The sequence below is a fragment of the Nocardioides panacisoli genome (assembly GCF_019448235.1).
GTDB lineage: Bacteria > Actinomycetota > Actinomycetes > Propionibacteriales > Nocardioidaceae > Nocardioides > Nocardioides panacisoli_A.
Window position 1 is genome coordinate 1742715 of record NZ_CP080409.1, and the last position, 17807, is coordinate 1760521.

General features: G+C 73.2%; 22 protein-coding genes. 10 read left to right on the top strand and 12 right to left on the bottom strand.

Going from position 1 to position 17807, the window contains the following annotated elements:
- Positions 1 to 5: 5 nt before the first annotated feature.
- From KUV85_RS08560 to KUV85_RS08570, 3 genes are all read right to left on the bottom strand, one after another.
- A complete protein-coding gene (locus KUV85_RS08560; protein ID WP_219962787.1) occupies positions 6 to 1049 on the bottom strand; it encodes a YlbL family protein in 1044 nt (347 codons plus the stop codon).
- Positions 1050 to 1101: 52 nt separating this feature from the next.
- Entirely contained in the window at positions 1102 to 1359 is a 258-nt protein-coding gene (locus KUV85_RS08565; protein WP_219962788.1) for a hypothetical protein, read from the bottom strand.
- 78 nt (positions 1360 to 1437) lie between these two features.
- On the bottom strand, positions 1438 to 1866 hold the full coding sequence (locus KUV85_RS08570) for a molybdenum cofactor biosynthesis protein MoaE (RefSeq protein WP_219962789.1): 429 nt from the start codon (positions 1864 to 1866) through the stop codon (positions 1438 to 1440).
- A 62-nt stretch (positions 1867 to 1928) separates the two neighbouring features.
- Here KUV85_RS08570 and KUV85_RS08575 point away from each other — a divergent pair, with 62 nt between their 5' ends.
- The 6 genes from KUV85_RS08575 to KUV85_RS08600 all read left to right on the top strand — a co-directional run bounded on the left by KUV85_RS08575 (position 1929) and on the right by KUV85_RS08600 (position 6833).
- Complete coding sequence (locus KUV85_RS08575; protein ID WP_219962790.1) at positions 1929 to 3272, top strand: zinc-dependent metalloprotease; 1344 nt, start codon at positions 1929 to 1931, stop codon at positions 3270 to 3272.
- On the top strand, positions 3269 to 3826 hold the full coding sequence (locus tag KUV85_RS08580; RefSeq protein WP_219962791.1) for an NUDIX domain-containing protein: 558 nt from the start codon (positions 3269 to 3271) through the stop codon (positions 3824 to 3826). The genes KUV85_RS08575 and KUV85_RS08580 overlap by 4 nt, the downstream gene beginning before the upstream one ends.
- A 74-nt stretch (positions 3827 to 3900) precedes the next feature.
- Positions 3901 to 4185: a hypothetical protein gene (locus KUV85_RS08585; protein ID WP_219962792.1), complete on the top strand. Its 285-nt coding sequence runs from the start codon at positions 3901 to 3903 to the stop codon at positions 4183 to 4185.
- Complete coding sequence (locus tag KUV85_RS08590) at positions 4182 to 5735, top strand: hypothetical protein (RefSeq protein WP_219962793.1); 1554 nt, start codon at positions 4182 to 4184, stop codon at positions 5733 to 5735. The genes KUV85_RS08585 and KUV85_RS08590 overlap by 4 nt, the downstream gene beginning before the upstream one ends.
- A 4-nt stretch (positions 5736 to 5739) precedes the next feature.
- Positions 5740 to 6198 carry a hypothetical protein gene (locus KUV85_RS08595; RefSeq protein ID WP_219962794.1) on the top strand — a complete coding sequence of 153 codons (459 nt, stop codon included), beginning with the start codon at positions 5740 to 5742 and terminating at the stop codon, positions 6196 to 6198.
- The gene (locus KUV85_RS08600; RefSeq protein ID WP_219962795.1) at positions 6195 to 6833 is read left to right on the top strand and encodes a hypothetical protein; all 639 of its coding nucleotides are present in this window, start codon (positions 6195 to 6197) and stop codon (positions 6831 to 6833) included. The genes KUV85_RS08595 and KUV85_RS08600 overlap by 4 nt, the downstream gene beginning before the upstream one ends.
- A gap of 19 nt (positions 6834 to 6852) precedes the next feature.
- Here the strand turns inward: KUV85_RS08600 and KUV85_RS08605 are convergent, their stop codons facing one another.
- The 4 genes from KUV85_RS08605 to KUV85_RS08620 all read right to left on the bottom strand — a co-directional run bounded on the left by KUV85_RS08605 (position 6853) and on the right by KUV85_RS08620 (position 10594).
- On the bottom strand, positions 6853 to 7710 hold the full coding sequence (locus tag KUV85_RS08605) for an alpha/beta hydrolase (protein WP_219962796.1): 858 nt from the start codon (positions 7708 to 7710) through the stop codon (positions 6853 to 6855).
- Between the two features lie 73 nt (positions 7711 to 7783).
- The gene (locus KUV85_RS08610) at positions 7784 to 8317 is read right to left on the bottom strand and encodes a M48 family metallopeptidase (RefSeq protein ID WP_219962797.1); all 534 of its coding nucleotides are present in this window, start codon (positions 8315 to 8317) and stop codon (positions 7784 to 7786) included.
- 36 nt (positions 8318 to 8353) lie between these two features.
- Complete coding sequence (locus KUV85_RS08615; protein ID WP_219962798.1) at positions 8354 to 9406, bottom strand: PHP domain-containing protein; 1053 nt, start codon at positions 9404 to 9406, stop codon at positions 8354 to 8356.
- A gap of 360 nt (positions 9407 to 9766) precedes the next feature.
- Positions 9767 to 10594 carry an enoyl-CoA hydratase/isomerase family protein gene (locus tag KUV85_RS08620; protein WP_219962799.1) on the bottom strand — a complete coding sequence of 276 codons (828 nt, stop codon included), beginning with the start codon at positions 10592 to 10594 and terminating at the stop codon, positions 9767 to 9769.
- Between the two features lie 144 nt (positions 10595 to 10738).
- On the opposite strand from KUV85_RS08620, the gene KUV85_RS08625 reads away from it, so the two are divergent.
- Positions 10739 to 10897 (top strand): DUF5679 domain-containing protein, encoded by a 159-nt coding sequence (locus tag KUV85_RS08625; RefSeq protein WP_219962800.1) that lies wholly within the window; start codon positions 10739 to 10741, stop codon positions 10895 to 10897.
- Between the two features lie 126 nt (positions 10898 to 11023).
- Positions 11024 to 11860: a hypothetical protein gene (locus KUV85_RS08630; RefSeq protein ID WP_219962801.1), complete on the top strand. Its 837-nt coding sequence runs from the start codon at positions 11024 to 11026 to the stop codon at positions 11858 to 11860.
- On the opposite strand, the gene KUV85_RS08635 is transcribed toward KUV85_RS08630, so the two are convergent.
- The 4 genes from KUV85_RS08635 to KUV85_RS08650 form a co-directional block, all read right to left on the bottom strand.
- A complete protein-coding gene (locus KUV85_RS08635; RefSeq protein ID WP_219962802.1) occupies positions 11861 to 12031 on the bottom strand; it encodes a hypothetical protein in 171 nt (56 codons plus the stop codon).
- An 84-nt stretch (positions 12032 to 12115) separates the two neighbouring features.
- On the bottom strand, positions 12116 to 12280 hold the full coding sequence (locus KUV85_RS08640; RefSeq protein ID WP_219962803.1) for a hypothetical protein: 165 nt from the start codon (positions 12278 to 12280) through the stop codon (positions 12116 to 12118).
- A 47-nt stretch (positions 12281 to 12327) separates the two neighbouring features.
- The gene (locus KUV85_RS08645) at positions 12328 to 12633 is read right to left on the bottom strand and encodes a WhiB family transcriptional regulator (RefSeq protein WP_219962804.1); all 306 of its coding nucleotides are present in this window, start codon (positions 12631 to 12633) and stop codon (positions 12328 to 12330) included.
- A gap of 512 nt (positions 12634 to 13145) precedes the next feature.
- Complete coding sequence (locus KUV85_RS08650; protein ID WP_219962805.1) at positions 13146 to 15215, bottom strand: ATP-dependent DNA helicase UvrD2; 2070 nt, start codon at positions 15213 to 15215, stop codon at positions 13146 to 13148.
- 75 nt (positions 15216 to 15290) lie between these two features.
- Between KUV85_RS08650 and KUV85_RS08655 the strand changes: the two genes are divergently transcribed.
- Complete coding sequence (locus tag KUV85_RS08655; protein ID WP_219962806.1) at positions 15291 to 15536, top strand: mycoredoxin; 246 nt, start codon at positions 15291 to 15293, stop codon at positions 15534 to 15536.
- A gap of 30 nt (positions 15537 to 15566) precedes the next feature.
- Here the strand turns inward: KUV85_RS08655 and nudC are convergent, their stop codons facing one another.
- Positions 15567 to 16475 carry an NAD(+) diphosphatase gene (gene nudC / locus KUV85_RS08660; protein WP_219962807.1) on the bottom strand — a complete coding sequence of 303 codons (909 nt, stop codon included), beginning with the start codon at positions 16473 to 16475 and terminating at the stop codon, positions 15567 to 15569.
- Positions 16476 to 16559: 84 nt separating this feature from the next.
- On the opposite strand from nudC, the gene aztD reads away from it, so the two are divergent.
- Positions 16560 to 17804: a zinc metallochaperone AztD gene (aztD, locus tag KUV85_RS08665; RefSeq protein WP_219962808.1), complete on the top strand. Its 1245-nt coding sequence runs from the start codon at positions 16560 to 16562 to the stop codon at positions 17802 to 17804.
- Positions 17805 to 17807 lie beyond the last annotated feature (3 nt).

Genomic DNA, 17807 nt, shown 5'->3' on the forward strand with positions numbered 1-17807 from the left:
CTCCGTCAGCAGCTCGGCAGGTCGGCGTCACGGTCGGCGGCCCAGTCCTCGAGGGCCAGTCGGGCGTCGTGCATCGTCTCCGCCTTGACCAGGCGCAGGTCCGGGTCCAGGGCGGTGACGTCGCGGCAGTTGTCCGGCGGCACGAAGAAGAGCTCCGCCCCCGCGTCCTCGGCACCGGCGATCTTCTGCTCGATGCCACCGATCGGGCCGACCGTGCCGTCGGGGGCCAGCTCGCCGGTGCCCGCGACGACCTCGCCGTCGCTGAGCGACCCGGGGGTCAGTGTGTCGTAGATGGCCAGCGCGAACATCAGGCCCGCACTCGGTCCGCCGATGGCCTCGTTGACCCGCAGCTTGATCTCGAAGGGGAAGTCGAACCCCTGCGCGACGGAGATGCCGACGCGGGCCTCCCCGTCCACGTCCTCGGGCGCGACGGCGACGTCGAGCTGCTCGCCGTCGCGACGGACCCGGAAGTCCACCGGGTCGTCGGACCCATTGGCCTCGACCGCGTCGACCACGTCCTGCGGGGTGCTGACCTGCTGTCCGTTGGCACTGAGGAAGACGTCACCGGCGAGGAGCTTGCCGTTGGCGGCACCGTCCTCGGCCACCGCCTGCACCTGGATCGCCGTGTCGAGGTCGTAGCCGGCCTCACCCAGCGCCACGGCCTTCGCGACGTCCTGGGACGTCGTCATCTGCACCTGGCCGCGCTCCTCCTCCTCGTCGGCGGTGAGGCTCGGCGGGTGCGCCACGTCGTGCGGCACCACGGCCCGGTCGGCGTCGGCCCAGGCCCCCAGCAGCTCGAACAGGCCGGGCTCGTAGCTGCGGGCCGTCGCGCGGACGGTGGTGAAGCGGATCTCGCCGTCGTCGTTGTAGACCTCGGTCTCGTCACCGTCGATCTGGATGAGCTCGGCGTCGTCGGCGTCCTGGGCCAGCACGTCGAAGGTCGGACCCGGGCTGTAGATCGCGAACGGCAGCGGGGCGACCGCGGCCACCAGCAACAACGCGACCAGCAGGGGCACCGCGACGAAAGCGGCGATCCAGCGCTGGCTCATGGCGCTACCTTCTCACTTCGCTCCAACCCGGGCGTGTCCGACCTCGCAGGGATCAGGACGCCTGCTGCCGGGAGGAGTCGTCCGGCTGCGTCTCGTGGCGGCGGACCTTCACGCCCGTGGCGGGATCCGGCGTACGCCGCGGGGCGGCGTAGCCGTGCCGGCGGCCCTCCTGTCGCGCCAGCGCCTCGCCGATGCGGCGAGCGACCGTCTCGCGGTCGAGCTCGCGGTGGCCGCGGCCCTGCCAGCCCACCCAGGCCATGGCGGCGAGGGTGACCAGCGCGGCGGGCGCGAGCCAGAGCAGGATCTCCACGGGACCGAGGCTAGGCGAGCAGCCGGCCGATCCCGGGGAGGCGGCGCCGGGCGGGGCCGATCGGATGGGCCGGAGCCGTCAGGGCGACCCGACCCACTCGTCGCTGCCGTCGGCGAAGCGCTGGTGCTTCCAGATCGGGACCTCCGCCTTGAGGGTGTCGATCAACGCCCGCGAGGCGTCGAAGGCGCTCCCGCGGTGACCGGCAGCAGTGGCCACCACCACCGCGAGGTCCCCGACCGCGAGCTCGCCGACCCGGTGGACGGCGGCGACCGCGCGGGCGTCGTACTCCTCCGCGACCTGGTCACACACCCGCTGCAGCGCCTGCAGCGCGCTCGGGTGGGCGGAGTACTCCAGTCCCGTCACGCCCTGGTCGCGGTCGTGGTCACGGACCCGTCCGATGAAGGTCACCACGCCGCCCGAGGCCTCGTCGTCGAGGTGGCCCAGCACCTCCTCGACCGAGAGCGGCGTGTCCGAGATCGCGACGTGGCGGACTGCGGGATGGGACATGTCACGCACTGTAGCCCCCGCTCACCCTGTGATCGGTTGCGGTCGCGGCGTAGTTTTGGACCATGAGCAGTGGCAGCAACCAGTCCGGCGACGAGGGCGACTCCGGCGAGAACAACCCCTTCAAGGGCACGCCGTTCGAGCAGATCTTCGGCGCCTTCGGTGGCGGCGGCGGTGCCGGCGGCTTCGACCTGAGCCAGATCTTCGGCCAGCTCCAGGCGATGATGCAGCCCCACGACGGCCCGATGAACTGGAAGGTCGCCGACGACATCGCTCGCTCGACGGTGGCCAAGGAGGCCGACCCCTCCCCCGGCCAGCGCGACGCCGACCGCATCGCCGACGCCGTGCGCCTGGCCGACCACTGGCTCGACACCGCCACCGACTTCCCCTCCGGCGTGCAGTCGACCGCGGCCTGGAGCCGCGCGGAGTGGGTCGTGGAGACCCGCCCGGTGTGGGAGCAGCTCGTCGAGCCGGTCGCCGAGCGCTCGGTCAACGGCGTCAGCCGGGCGATGCCCGAGGAGATGAAGTCCACCGCCGGCCCCCTGCTGGGCATGATCGGCCAGGCCGTCGGCGGCATGTTCGCCAGCCAGGTCGGGCAGGGCCTGGGCACGCTCGCCGGTGAGGTCCTGACGGCCTCGGACATCGGGCTGCCGCTGGGTGCGCCGGGCAAGGCCGCTGTGGTCGTCAGCAACGTCCGCGAGTTCGCCGAGGGCCTCGACGTGAGCGAGGACGACGTCCTGCTCTACCTCGCGCTGCGGGAGGCCGCCCACCAGCGGCTCTTCGGCCACGTCCCGTGGCTGCGCGAGCACCTGCTGGGTGCGGTGACGGCCTTCGCCCACGGCATCGAGCTCAACGTCGAGGAGATGCAGCAGCGCATCGAGGAGCAGCTGCGCGGCGTCGACCCGAGCAACCCCGACTCGCTGCAGTCGCTGATGGAGGGCGGGCTCTTCGAGCCGCCGAAGTCACCGCAGCAGGAGGCCGCCCTGTCGCGCCTGGAGATCGCCCTGGCGCTCGTCGAGGGCTGGGTCGACGAGGTCGTGGGCCAGGCGACCGAGGAGCGGATGCCGGCCGCCGCCAAGCTCCGCGAGGCCGTACGCCGTCGCCGCGCCGCGGGTGGACCGGCCGAGCAGACCTTCGCTGCCCTCGTCGGACTGGAGCTGCGGCCGCGCCGGCTGCGCGACGCCGCCACGCTGTGGGGCGGCCTGCGCTCCCGCGCCGGTGCCGAGGCACGCGACGGCGTGTGGCACCACCCCGACCTGCTGCCGACCGCGGCGGACCTGGACGACCCGCTGTCGTTCCGTGCCGAGGCCACGGCACCGGAGGACCTCGCCGAGGTCGACTTCGACGCCGAGCTGCGCAAGCTGCTCGACGGCGAGGAGTCCGACGGCGACGACCGCGACACCGAGTGAGCGGCGCGCTCCACGCGGACGCCCTCGCCACGCTGCAGGCGTGGACACCGCCCGGCCCCCGCCAGGCGGCGCTGCAGGAGCGCTACGTGGCCCACCTGGTGGCCCACCCGGACGGCCTGTGGCGCTCCTGCGTGCCCGACCACGTCACGGCCGGGACCCTGGTCATCGCCGAGGATGCGGCCCACGTGCTGCTCAACCTGCACCGCAAGGCGCAGCGCTGGTTCCACTTCGGCGGCCACTGCGAGCCCGGTGACACCAGCCTCGCCGGCGTGGCCGCCCGGGAGGCGCGCGAGGAGTCGGGCATCGCCGACCTGGACCTGCTGCCCGGACCGGCGCAGCTGGACGAACACGTCGTCTCCTTCTGCGGCGACCACGACGAGGTCCACCACCTCGACGTGCGCTACCTCGCGGTGGCCCCGGCCGCGGCCCGGGAGGCGGCCAGCGAGGAGTCACTGGCCGTGCAGTGGTGGCCGGTCGACGCGCTGCCCGACCTCGAGCCGGAGATGCTGGACCTCATCGCCGCGGCGCGCCACCACGTCGCGCTCCGCGGCTGAGCGCGGCGCCAACGTCGTGCGATGGGGACCGTTCCCCATTGCCGGTGGTCCGCCCCGTCCCTAGGGTTGCCGTCGTGACCGACGTCGCCATCGACCTGGACCGTCTCGCCGCGACGGCCGGTGACGCGCGGACGCTGCGCGACGACTTCGCCGGTGCCGAGCGGTTCGCCGAGGACATCGGCGGACTCACCGGCCACGACGGCCTCGCCGCCAAGGTCGAGGAGTTCGGCCACGAGTGGGACGTCGCCCGGGAGGACCTGGGCGAGGCGCTGGGCCGGGTCGCGGACTTCATGCAGGCCATCCACGACACCTTCTGCGACCTCGACGACACGATGGCCCACGGGATCTCCGGCCCATGAGCGTGCTCGAGGGCAACCCCGGCGCGCTCACCGACCGCGCCGCGGACCTGCAGCGGACCTCGGGGCGGATCCAGGACGTGATCGACTCGCTGCGCGGCATCGTCGATGACGACCGTGCCCGCTCCGTCGAGGCGCTCCACGGCCTGGCCGAGGACGTCCGTGGCCAGCTCGAACGCATCCACGAGCGGTACGACGGCACCGCGGGCGCCGTCAGTGACTACGCGGTGGAGCTGACCACCGCGCACGCCGAGGCGGAGGCCGCGCAGGACGACCTCGACGCCGCGCGGTCCGCCGTCGCCACCGCCGGGGAGGACGTCGACACCTGGCAGCGGGCGGTGACCGATGCCCCCGCCGACGCCGACACGACCGCCGCGTCGGACCGCCTCGCCGGCGCACGCCACGAACTCGCCGTGGCGCAGTCGGCCGTGCGGGACGCCGAGGACCGCATCGAGCAGGCCCGGCAGGAACGCGACGCGGCCGCCGAGGACGCGATCGCCCGCATCCAGCACGCCATCGCCGACACCAACGAGGGGTTCTGGGACTCCGTCGGCGAGTTCTTCGACGACCTCGGCGACTTCGTCGACGGGCTCGCGGAGTGGGTGGCCGGGTTCTTCGCCGCCGTGGTCGACTTCCTCGACGAGGTCGGCGCCACCATCCAGGCGGTCCTGGAGACCCTCGCGGTCCTCGCCCTGCTGGTGAGCGTGCTGGCCACCTTCGGACCGGTCGGCCTGGTCGCCGGCGTGCTGCTGGCCAGTGCCCTCGCGGCGTTCATCGCGTGGAGCATCGCCTCCGACACCACCGCCCCGACGCCCACGGTCACGCCGTACGCCCCCGCCCAGCGCTCGGACCTCGAGCCGACCCTGGAGCGCCTGCTGCAGGGCACGACCGAGGTCGACCAGCTCGGTCGGTCCGAGGAGTCGGTCGTGAAGGTGACGCGGGTCCTCGGTCCCGACGGGTGGTACTGGACCGTGACGCTGCCCAGTACCCAGGAGTGGCTGTCCCGCTTCGGCGACGAGGGAGCGGTCAACGACCTGGACAGCAACCTGGCACTGATGATGACCCCCGCACTCGACACCCAGTACGAGCGCGCCGTCGTCGAGGCGATCGAGCAGGCCGGCATCACCAGCGAGGACCACCTGCTGCTGACCGGCTTCAGCCAGGGCGGGATCATGGCCGGCCACCTCGCGGCGTACAACTCCGAGCTGGGGGTCGACGCGGTGGTCGTGGCGGGCGCCCCGATCGACCACATGCCCATCCCCGACACCGTCGACGTCGTCTCGGTCCAGCACGACTTCGATCCCGTGCCCCGCCTGGACTCCGCGGTGGGCGACGGCGCTCCCCACCACGGCAGCAACTGGACCACCATCCAGACCCCGTCGGACTCGGCGACCTCCCCCGTCGACGTCGGCAACATCCACAACTCGCGCGCGTACGCCGACACCTGGGCCGACCACCTCGACACCATCCGCTCCGAGCACCCCGACCTGGACCGGTGGTTCGCCCGGGGCGAGCTGCCGGGTGTCTCGACCTACTACCACTGGAGCGAGTGAGGTGATGCAGGCGCTGGCACGCAGGGGCGCCCTGCTCGCGCTCGTGTCGCTCGTCCTGGCGGCATGCAGCCTGCCGACCGGCGGAACGGAGGACGCCATGGACCTCACCGGGCTCGACGACGCAGTGGTGCGGGGCAGTGACCGGGTGACCGCGGTCGAGGAGAGCGAGCAGGTCACCGACGGCCTCGGCAGCACCATCTCCATGACGCTGGTCCTCGACGACGAGGGACCGCCGACACCGGACCAGCTGGACGCGGTCGTGCGCACCGTCTGGGAGAACGTGCCCTTCGAACCCAACGGCATCGTGCTCGTGGCCGTCGATCCCGCCGCGGGGAAGGTCGACCTCCGCGCAGCGGCCGAGGCGATCCCGCTGGAGTTCCAGCCCTTCGGCCAGGGCGGGATCTCGATCCTGGGGGGCCGGCCGGTGGTGGAGCGCTACGGCGCGTGGGAAGACCCGGAGTGAGGCAGCAGCTGCACTTCCGCCTCCCCGGCACCTGGCACCGCATCGACCTGCGCGGTGGCGACCGGAGCGAGGCATCGATCGCGTCCGTGGTGCGGGACACGATCGGCGGCAGCGACGACCGGGCGCGTCAGCGGGCCGAGCTGCGGCGGGACCTCCGGGGCGCCCTGGAGGCGGCGCGACGTGCCGAGGCGACCAGCATGATGTTCGCGACCGAGATCGCCCACCGCACACCGATGCCGCTCACGCTGGTGGTGCACGCACCGACCCGACTGCGGATGAGTCCGAGCATCGGCACCGCACCCGAGCAGGTCCTGGCTGTCCTCGCGGAGAGCCTGGGTCGTCACGCCCCGGAGCGTGCGGCGTCCCTCGTCCGCCGCACCGGCGCCGGCGCTCCCGCCCTGCGGACGCACCGGAGCGAGCGGATCGAGCCGGTGGCGGAGACCGGGGACGCACGACGCCTGGCGGCCGACTACTGGCTCCCGGTGCCCGGCACCAAGCAGGTGGTGCTGGTGCGCCTCACGACGCCGCTCGGCGAGATCGCCGACCTCGTGCTGTCCCTGTGCGACGTGCTGGTGGAGGCGGCGTACTTCGCGCCGACCGCGGCACCGGGCCTCGCCGAGGAGCTGCGCCGTTGAGTCCGGTCCGGGGTGCGGATCAGGACAGGTGGGAGGCGATGGCGCCGGCCATCATCGCCATCGTGCTGCGCGCCCGCCCGAGGTCCTCGGTCAGGAAGTAGTGGTCCGCGGCGGGCGTGACGTCCTCGACCACCGCGATGCCCGCCTCCCGCAGCCGCCGTGCATAGGCCTCCCCGTCGCGGCGGAGCGCGTCGCGCTCGGCGGTGCAGACCACCGCCGGCGGCAGGCCGGTCAGGTCGGGCGCCAGCACCGGCGAGGCGTAGGGCTCGCCGCGGGTCCTCGGGTCGGGGAAGTAGACGCGCCGGACGAGGCCACGCAGCTGCGGCGAGATCATCCCCGGAGCACCGGCCGGCAGGTCGCTGGCCAGGTCCAGCGCCGGCACGCCGAGCACCTGGAGCCGGGGGCGGACCGTGCCGTGGTCACGCCCCTGGAGGCACACCGAGGCGGCCAGGCCGCCACCGGAGCTGAAGCCCCCGACGGAGATCCGCCCGCCGTCGACCCCGACCCGCTCGCCGTGCTCGGCGAGCCAGGCCACGACGTCGTGGCACTCCTCCTGTGCGACCGGGTAGGTCACGTAGGGGCCGGCGTGGAAGTCGACGTTGACGACCACGACGCCCGCCTCCGCCACCAGGTAGCGGCACCAGAAGTCGTCCATCTGCGGGTAGCGCATCAACCAGGCGCCGCCGTGGAAGTGCACGTGCACCGGGCGCGGGCCCGCGGGCCATCGCGGATCGTGGTGGACGTGGATCCTCACCGTGCCGTGCCGGGTCGGGACCCGCACCCGGCGCGGACGCGGCAGGTCGCGGCCGGCGAAGTGGAGGTCGCGGCCGTAGTCGACCGTCCACCGGGCCGTCGCGTGCATCAGGGTCGCGGTCACCCGGTCGCTCGGTCTCACGACGGTGTTTCGGAGCCGCCGCCGTGACGGATGGTCGCTGCCGGCTCGTGGTGGCTCAGTCGACCTCGCCCTCCTCCGACGGCGGACGGTCGACACCGTGGCCGTCGGACCAGCCCATCAGGTAGCCCTTGGCGCGCTCGGTGTGGGGATAGTTGGCCACCCACGCCCAGAACGCGGCGTCGTGGTGCGGCTCGATCAGGTGGACCAGCTCGTGCACCAGGACGTAGTCCACGACCCAGCCCGGCATGGTCTGGAGTCGCTCGGAGAGCCGGATGGTGCCCGCGTCGGGGGTGCAGGACCCCCACCGGGAACGCTGGTTGCCGACCCACCGGACCGACGTCGGCCGCGCGATGCCACCGAGGTAGCGATCGCTCAGGTCGGCCGCCCGCTGCATCAGGTCCGCGTCACTGCGCCGCGACCCGCGACGCTCGCGCCGCTCGACCTTGGCCACCATCTCCGCGACCACGGCCCGCTCCTCGGCGCGCGAGAGGTTGTCGGGCACCATCACCACGATCGTGTCGCCGTCGCGGCGCGCCTGGACCGTACGCCGTCGCCGCCGCGACCGTCGTACCTCCACCTGCAGGCCCATGGGGTGACCCTACGCAGGTGCTCGGCCGGTTCGCCGTCAGCGGCGCGCCCAGGCCAGCAGCCGGTCCAGCGGCCAGGTGTTGACGATGCGGTCGGCCTCGATGCCCGCCGCCTCGGCGCGCTCGCACCCCAGCACCGGGAAGTCCAGCTGGCCGGGCGCGTGGGCGTCGGAGTCGATGGCGAACAGGCAGCCGGCGTCGCGCGCCGCCTCCAGCAGCCGCGTGGGCGGATCCCGGCGCTCGGGGCGGGAGTTGATCTCGACCGCGACCCCCTCCTCCGCGCAGGCGTCGAAGACCGCGCGGGCGTCGAACCGCGACTCACCCCGGGTGCCGCGGTTGCCGGTCACCAGGCGCCCGGTGCAGTGGCCGAGCACGTTGGTGTGCCGGTTGCGGACCGCGGCGACCATCCGACGGGTCATCGGCTCGGGGTCCATCGCCAGCTTGGAGTGCACGCTCGCCACCCGCAGGTCGAGGCGGTCCAGCATCTCCTCGGTCTGGTCCAGCGAGCCGTCGTCGAGGATGTCGACCTCGATGCCACGGAGCAACGAGAACCCGCTGCCCTCGAGGTGGTCGTTGACCGCCTCGACCACGCCGAGCTGCCGTCCGAGGCGCTGGGCACTGAGCCCGTTGGCCACGCGGAGCCGGGGCGAGTGGTCGGTGAGCACCAGGTAGTCGTGGCCGAGCTCGATCGCGGTCATCGCCATCTCCTCGATCGGTGACCCGCCGTCGGACCAGTCCGAGTGCGAGTGGAGGTCGCCACGCAGCCGGGCCCGCAGGTCCTCCCCCGCGCCGTCGCGGGTGAGCGGGCCGCCGTACTCCTCCTCGGCAGCGGCGAGGCGCTCGGGCACCCGTCCCGCGACCGCGTCGGCGATCACCTTCGCGCTGCTGGCTCCGACGCCTGCGATGTCGGTCAGCGTGCCGTCCTCGGCCGCGGCCGCCACCTCGCCCGGGTCCCGGGGCAGGATCGCCGCGGCTGCGCCGCGGAACGCCTTGACGCGGTAGGTGTCCGCGCGCCCGCGCTCGAGCAGGAAGGCCAGGCGTCGCAGCGCCGCGACGGGGCCGGCGTCGTACCCGGCGTCACGCTCGGTCACGTTTCCTCCTCCGACACGCCGCAGAATCTCTCCTCCACACCCGGTGGACGGGCCCCCGCGTGGCATCCGTGCTGGTCAGCGCGGTCGGACAGGTCGAGGGGCGTCGCCATCATCGCACCGTTCTCCACAGGTAATCGGCTCCATCCCCCGCTGCCTCCACGGGATTCGGGCACTTTCCACAGGGTTGTCCCCAGGTCGGTCCACAGCGCGCCGGGGGCCGGCGTTGACCAACCGCCCGTCGTTGCCTAACGTTCAGTCCCAGATGAGGCCCCCGGGGTCGGACCCGTCACTCGCAAGGGGAAGGCGCGTGACGGACCATCCGGTCCGGGGGCCTCGTCTCATGTCCGGCCCCGGACGGGCTCACCGGCCCTCGAACCGCGGCGTACGCCGCTCCTGGACCGCGCGGATGCCCTCCTGCAGGTCCGCGGTCGCCATCGTGACCGGCTGGGCCAGCGCCTCCCAGTCCAGGCAGGCCTCGAGGTCGGCGTGCCCCCGGGCGAGCGCGACCTTGGTGAGCCGGCTGGCGACGGGAGCGGTGCCGGCGACGTCGATCGCGGCCTGCAACGCCGCCGAGGCGAGCTCCTCGCCCTCGAGCACGCGGGAGACCAGGCCCAGCGCCAGCGCCTCGTGACCGTCGACCAGGCGGCCCGTCAGGAGCAGGTCCTTCGCAGCGGCCGGCCCCACCACCTCGGGCAGCAGGTGCGTCGTTGCCATTCCGGGGTGCAGGCCGAGCTTGACGAACGGCACCCCCATGCGGGCGTCCGCCGCGGCGTAGCGGATGTCGCAGGCGAGCGCGAGGCTGAGGCCCGCCCCGATGGCGGGGCCGTTGATCGCTGCGATCGTGGGCACCTCCAGCCGTCGGATCGCGAGCCACGCGCGGTAGAAGGGCTGCATCTTGGCCCGCAGCTGCGCCACCGAGGCCTCGGGCTCCTCGGCGAGCCAGGCGGTGTTGCCGCCCGCACAGAAGGCGCTGCCCTCCCCCGTGACCACGACGGCTCGCACGGTCGGGTCGGCGGCGAGGTGGTCGATCGCGACCACCCACGAGGCCGTCATCTCCTCGCTCATCGCGTTGCGCCGGTCCGGCAGGTCGAGCACGAGCCGGGCCACGCCGTCGCCCGGGCGCTCCAGGCGCAGGTGGGTCAGGGGCGGATCGCCCGCCGTGGGCTCCTCGGGGGTCTGTGCAGACATGCGGGGCACGCTACCGACCCCTGCGGGCGCCGTGTCGTACTGTCAGCAGTGTTCCCAGCCCTGCGCTGGAGCCCCGACGGGCTTCCCCCACCGGTGTCCCCGTCGCGACGACCGATTGATCAATCGAATAGCAAGGAGGCCGTCATGGCGGAGACCTGGAGCGGCGAGTTCTACTGCGTCAAGTGCAAGGCCAAGCGTCAGGCCGATGGCGAAGTCAAGGTCAACGACAAGGGCACGCGGATGGCCAAGGCCGTCTGCCCCGAGTGCGGCACGAACCTCAACCGCATCCTCGGCAAGGCCTGACCTCCGAAACACCACCGACGGGCGGCACCATCGACACGATGGTGCCGCCCGTGGTGCGTCCGGGCCGGGAGGCGGCCTGTGGACGAGCACAGCGGCGCGGCGGCGACTCCTGCGAGGCTGCCGGACATGCCCCAGCCCGCGACCGCCGATCAGTCCGGTGAGGTGCTGCGCCCGGGATGCTCGGTCCTGCTGCGTGACGAGGACTCGGTGCAGGTCGGGCTGCGCCCACCGCTCGCGGTCCGGCTGCCGCGCACGCACGAGGTGATCGCCCTGCTGCGATCCCTGGAGTGTGGTGGCGCACCACCCACCCCGACCGCAGCGACCACGTCCGCGCTCCGCGCGCTGCGATCCGCCGGACTGCTGGTCCCGGCCGAGACCACCACCTCCCCGGCGGCCCGGGCCCAGTTCGGGTCCACGGCCGCGCCCCGGCACCATCGACGTCGCCGCCACCACGTGGCCGTGCGGGGCAGCGGGGCACCGGAGGACCTCCTCACCCCGCTGCTCGACGACGCGGGGCTCACCCGCGACGACCGCGCCCCCACCGTCGTCCTGGTCGTCGCCACCGGCACGCTGCGGCGCTCGGAGCTCGACCCGCTGCTGCGCGACGGCCTCCCCCACCTGGTGGTCGCCCACGGCCCCGAGGGCCACCGACTCGGCCCGTTCGTCGACCCCGGGCGCACCGCCTGCCTGCGCTGCGTCGACGCCGCGGAGTCGGCCGACGACCCCCGCCTGCCGCTGCTGCTGGAGCAGGCCGCGGGGGCGGACGGCGTACCTCCTCCCGATCCGCTGCTGGAGCGCATCGCCCTCGGCTGGGCGGTGCGCGACCTGGCGCGATGGGCCGAGGGTGACCAGCCCAGCACCTGGTCGACCACCGTCGACATCGGACCCACCGCACCGCCCGTGCTCACGCCCCGGCTGCGTCACCCGCACTGCGGTTGCGCCTGGGACACGCTGCTGGCGTGATCACCACCAGTCGCTGTCGAGCTTCCCCTCGATGGCGCGCAGGTTGGCGCGCGCACAGGTCTCGCAGAAGCGGCGGAACCGCCCGTTCTCCACCGAGCTCACCCAGGTCAGCGGCACCTCGCCGTCCGGTGCCGCACGGCCGCAGAAGTCGCACGCGATCAACTCACCCACGCCTCGAGGATAGGGCCCGAACGCAGCCGGGCCGGGTACGACGCGATGGTCGTACCCGGCCCGGGTCCTTGCCGGCATCGGTGATCAGAGCGATCGGGCAAGTGCGAGGCGGGCTCGCCCGGCGGCGCGCTCGGCCTTGCGGCTGAGTCGCCTGGCCCGGGCGGCCCGTCGTGCCTCGGCGCCGACCAGGGCGCCCTCGGCACGATGGGCCTGGTCGGCCCGCACCAGCTCTTGGGTCCACTGGTTCATCGCAGGTCTCCTTCGAGGTGTGTCGTGGTGGTTGTCTGGGGTGCGCCTCAGGCGCTTTCCCGGTTCTTCGGCGGTCGGCCGCGGGGCCTCTTGCGCGGAATCACCACTCCCTGGAGGAACAGCTCACCGCCCCAGACACCCCAGGGCTCGCGCCGGTCGAGAGCGCCGGAGAAGCACATCTGCTGCACCGGGCAGTCGGTGCACAGGGCCTTGGCCTCCTCGACGTCGGACGGCGCCTCGGCGAACCACAGCTCCGGGTCGTTGACCCGGCAGGGCAGCCGGTCGTAGTCGTCGGCGAGGGCAGCCTCGTCGTGCAGGTTGCTCAGCGTCGGCTCGAGAACACTGGTGGTCATGTTTCACCTCCTCCTTCGGGACCTGGTCGATGTGGTCCCGGGGGCGGCGAACCGATTCCTGGTTGAGGAAACAAGTCGGCCGCGGATCCCGGGTCCGGGTTCCGCGGCCTGTGTGTCGGTGCCGAGCTGATCGAGATCTAGGTCGGCGGACTCCAGGACAGGGAACCCGTGCAGTGGGCAAATCCGATGCGCGTGCCGATCGGACGCACCCGACGGGCGTCGGTGTGGCCATCGGCGGCGCTCCGTGCGGCGCCACGCGCGGCAAGGCCGCGAGCATCCGTCGCGGGCAGTGCGGTGACACACGGGAGCGCTGCGAAGTCGCGGGACGCGAGCATCGGCGCGGAGAACTGGTACTTCTTCATCGGTGTCACCTCCTGGTTCCTGCCTCGGGCGCCGGCCTTGCCAGGGCCGTCGTGCGCGGTGCGGTTGCTGTCGGCTGACACATTACGGAGGCGCCGACCCGGCGCGCAATTGATTTAACGGCTGATTCGCAGCGATTTGCTGCCGCGTCCTCACCCGGCCTCGGCGACCAGGGCCAGCACGTCCTCGGCGTACCGCTCGATCTTGCTCGGCCCGACCCCGTTGATCGCGCCCAGTGCGCGCTCGTCACCGGGCTTGTGCTCGGCGATCAGCTCCAGTGTGGCGTCGGTGAACACGACGTACGCCGGCACCTCGTCGGCCTGCGAGCGTTCGCGTCGCCAGTCCTTGAGGCGGTCGAAGAGCACCTCGTCGTAGTGGACCGGGTGGTGCGCGCAACGACCCCGCTTCTTCTCCGCCGCCGTGCCCAGCGGCTGGCTGCACTCACGGCACCGCGCGACCTTGCCGCGGGCCTTGGGACGGGACTGCTGGCGCGCGGAGTCGGGCAGCAGCGGGTCGAGGAACCGGGAGGGCTTGCGGCGGGCGGCCTGCCCGGGGTTGCGGGCCGCAGACCAGGAGACCTGCAGGTGGCGACGGGCGCGGGTCAGGCCGACGTAGAGCAGACGTCGCTCCTCCTCCACCGCGGCGGGGTCGTCGGCGGCCGCGGCATGGCTGATCGGGACCGTCCCGTCCTGCACGCCGCAGCAGAAGACCGCGTCCCACTCCAGCCCCTTGGCGGCGTGGAAGGTCGCCAGTGTCACGCCGTCGGCGGCAGGGGCGTGCTGGTCGGCCGCGCGACGGTCGAGCTCGGCCACGAACGGCCCGAGGCCGGCGCCGGCGCCGTGTTCGGCGGCGAAGTCGTCGGCCTGTGCGATCAATGCCTGCCACGACTCCCAGCGGTCGCGCACCTGGCCACGGGAGGTCGGCGCCTCCGCGGACCACCCCATGCCCCCCAGCACGGCCCGCACGACCTCGGGCCACGGCTGGTCGCCGTGCTCGCCGCTGCGGGCCGCCCCGCGCAGCCGGACCACCGCCTCGCGCACCTCGGGGCGGTCGAAGAACCGGGCGGCGCCCCGGATGACGTAGGGGATGCCGCGGTCGGCCAGGGCCTCCTCGAAGTTCTCCGACTGCGCGTTGATGCGGAACAGCACCGCCATCTCGGAGTACGCCGTGCCGGCCCCGTGCAGGTCGGTGATGCGGCGTGCGACCTGCTCGGCCTCGGCGATCTCGTCGGGCTCGCCCGAGAACCGCACCTTCACGCCGGCCGACTGCTGGGAGCGGAGCTCGACCCCCGCACTGGAGGTGCCGGCCAGGAGCCGGTTGGCCGCGGTGACGACCTCCGGGGTCGAGCGGTAGTTGCGCACCAGGCTGATCGAGGTGGTCGCGTCGTACTTGCTCGGGAAGTCCAGCAGGTAGGAGGCATCGGCGCCGGCGAAGGAGTAGATCGTCTGGGCGGGGTCACCGACGACGCACAGCTCGTCGCGACCGCCCAGCCACAGGTCGAGCAGGGCCGACTGCAGCGGGGAGACGTCCTGGAACTCGTCGACGACGAACCACTTGTACTGCGAGCGGACCTGGGCGGCCACCCGCTCGTCACCGGCCAGCACGCCGGCGGTGTAGAGCAGCACGTCCTCCATGTCCATGCGGCCCTGGTCGCGCTTGACCTCCTCGTAGGCGGTCATCACCTTCGCCACCGCGTCGGGGGTGTGGTCGGCGATCGAGCGGCCGTGGTCCTCGGCCAGCTTGGGATAGGTCTCGGCGGAGACGTTGCTGACCTTGGCCCACTCCACCTCCGAGGCGAGGTCGCGCAGCGTCGCCTGGTCGGTGCGCAGGCCGAGGCGGCGGCACGCGCCGCCGAGCAGGCCGAGCTTGGACTCGGTCAGCGTGGGCAGGTCCGCGCCGTCGTGCAGCAACGGCCAGAAGTAGCGCAGCTGGCGCAGCGCAGCGCTGTGGAAGGTGCGGGCCTGGACCCCGGGCGCCCCGAGCTGGCGCAGTCGCTGGCGCAGCTCGCCCGCGGCACGCGTGGTGAAGGTGACCGCGAGGACCTCGGTGGGCGCGTAGACGCCGGTGAGGACGCCGTGGGCGATGCGGTGGGTGATCGCGCGGGTCTTGCCCGTGCCGGCCCCCGCCAACACGCGCACCGGGCCCCGCAGCGTCTCCGCGACCTCCCGCTGTTCGGGGTCGAGCGCTCCGAGCAGGTGCTCGACACGGGCGGCATCGCTCATCGGCGGGAACAACTCCTCGTCGGGATCGGTTGGAACGTCGCGACCGACACTAGACGCCGGAGGGGACAGTCCCGCATGAGCACCTTCACGATGTACACGACGCCCTGGTGTGGCTTCTGCCACCGCCTGCGCAGCCAGCTGGACCGCGAGGGCATCGGCTACGACGTCGTCGACATCGAGCAGCAGCCCGATGCGGCGCAGATCGTCGAGGAGGCCAACGGTGGCAACCAGACCGTGCCGACCGTCGTCTACGCCGACGGCTCGAGCATGACCAACCCGTCGCTGGCCCAGGTCAAGGAGAAGCTGGCCGCACTCGGCTGAGGCGGGCTGGCCTCGGCCGACGGCTCCCGGCTACCAGCTCCCCGGCAGCGGGCCGCCGTACCAGCTCTCGATCAGCGAGCGGCTGATCGAGACCCCGCCGGGCAGCTTCAGGGTGCCGGCCTCGGCCTCGGCGCGCATCGCCTCGCGGGTGAACCAGCGCGCGTCGGCGAGCTCGTCGTCGACCAAGTCGATCCCCTCGGAGACGGCGCGGCCGTGGAAGCCGAGCATCAGGCTGCTGGGCAGCGGCCACGGCTGGTTGCCGAAGTAACTCACCTCGCCGACGGCGACCGCGGTCTCCTCGGCCACCTCGCGGCGTACGGCGTCCTCGAGGGACTCGCCGGGCTCGCAGAAGCCCGCCAGCGTCGAGAAGCGTCCCTCCGGCCATGCCGGGTGGCGTCCCAGCAGGCACCGCTCGTCCGCGCTGCCGGGCTCGCCCGCGCTGATGAGCATGATGACCGCCGGGTCGAGTCGCGGGAACTGGACCTTGCCGCACCCCTCGCACACCAGTTCGTGGCCCGCGGAGCGGGACGCCAGCGCGCCCGCGCAGCGCGGGCAGTACCGCGTCGCCCAGTGCCACTCGGCCATCCCGAGCGCGTGGAAGACCAACGGTGCAGCCGCGTCGTCCTCGCCCAGGAAGGGAAGCAGGCCGCGGAGCGGGAACCACTGCTCCGGCTCCGCCCCGGCGACCTCGGGGTCGACGATGACCGCCCACCAGGTCGCACCGGCCCGCTCGCCGAGGAGCAGCCGCAGGCCCGCGGGCGCCTCGTCGGTCGGCACCCACGGCAGCGCGCCGTCGACCGGCCGGACCCGGGTGCCCGACACCACCAGCACGCGGCTGTCGGGTGCCTGCCACCGGGCGTCCAGCCACTCCCGGTCGCGACGGCGTACGCCGCGGCGGTCGTGGGCGTCGGCGATCAGCGTCTCGTGGGGATACCTCACGCCCCGAGACTAGGCGGGCGTCCGCGACGCCCACCGACCGCGTCGCGTTGACTTCCGCGCGACTTCCAGTTGAGAATGATTCTCATGTTCAAACTGAAGACGGTCCCCCTCCTCACCGGAGCGCTCCTGCTCACCGCCTGCGGCTCGTCCGCGACCGACCGGGCCACCGAGACCACCACGTCCTCGGCGACGGACTCCGCCCCCTCCTCGGCCACCACCGGGGCCACCGAGGTCAGCGGCGCCGAGCCCCGGCTGGCCCTCACCTACGACGGCGGGATCCTCGTCCTGGATGCCGAGAGCGGTGAGGTCCTGGACGACGCGCCGCTCGAGGGGTTCACCCGTCTCAGTCCCGCCGGCGACGACCGCCACCTGTTCGTCTCGGCGACCGGCGGCTTCACCGCCCTGGACCTGGGCACCTGGACCGAGGCCCACGGCGACCACGGGCACTCCTGGACCGCCGAGCCGACCCTCACCGACCTCACCATCGCCGCCGAGGCTCCCGGACACGTCGTCCCCCACGACGGCACCACCGCCCTGTTCGACGACGCCACCGGCACCATCACGCTGCTGGACCCGGCCGAGCTCGCCGAGGGCACACCGGAGACCGAGACCACCACCACCGAGGAGGCCCACCACGGCGTGGCCTTCCGGGACGAGCGCGGCAACCTCGTGACGACCGTGGGCAACGAGGACTCCCGCGACGGGATCGCCGTGCTCACCGCCGCCGGCAACGAGCTCGCCCGCACCGACGACTGCCCCGGCGTCCACGGCGAGGCCTTCGGCGGCGAGCGTGCCGTCTTCGGCTGCGAGGACGGTGTCCTCGTCCTCGACGGCACCGAGATCACCAAGGTGGACGCGCCCGACGACTACGGGCGGATCGGCAACCAGGCCGGTCACGCAGCGTCGCCCTTCGTGCTCGGCGACTACAAGGTCGACGCCGACGCCGAGCTCGAGCGTCCGACGCGGGTCTCGGTCATCGACACCCGCGACGCCTCGTTGCGCCTGGTCGACCTCCCTGCCAGCTACAGCTTCCGCTCGCTCGGCCGGACCCCCGACGGCGACGGCCTGGTGCTCGGCACCGACGGCCGACTCCGCGTGATCGACGTGGCCGACGCCTCCGTACGCGACGCCGTGGCCGTCACCGAGGAGTGGCGAGAGCCCATGGACTGGCAGGAGCCGCGGCCGACCCTGCTGGTGCTCGGTGACACCGCCTACGTGACCGAGCCGGCCACCGACCAGCTCCACGTGGTGGACCTCGCCGACCTGTCGGTGACCGACACGCACGACCTGCCGCACACCCCCAACGAGCTCAACGGGGTCACCGGCTGACCG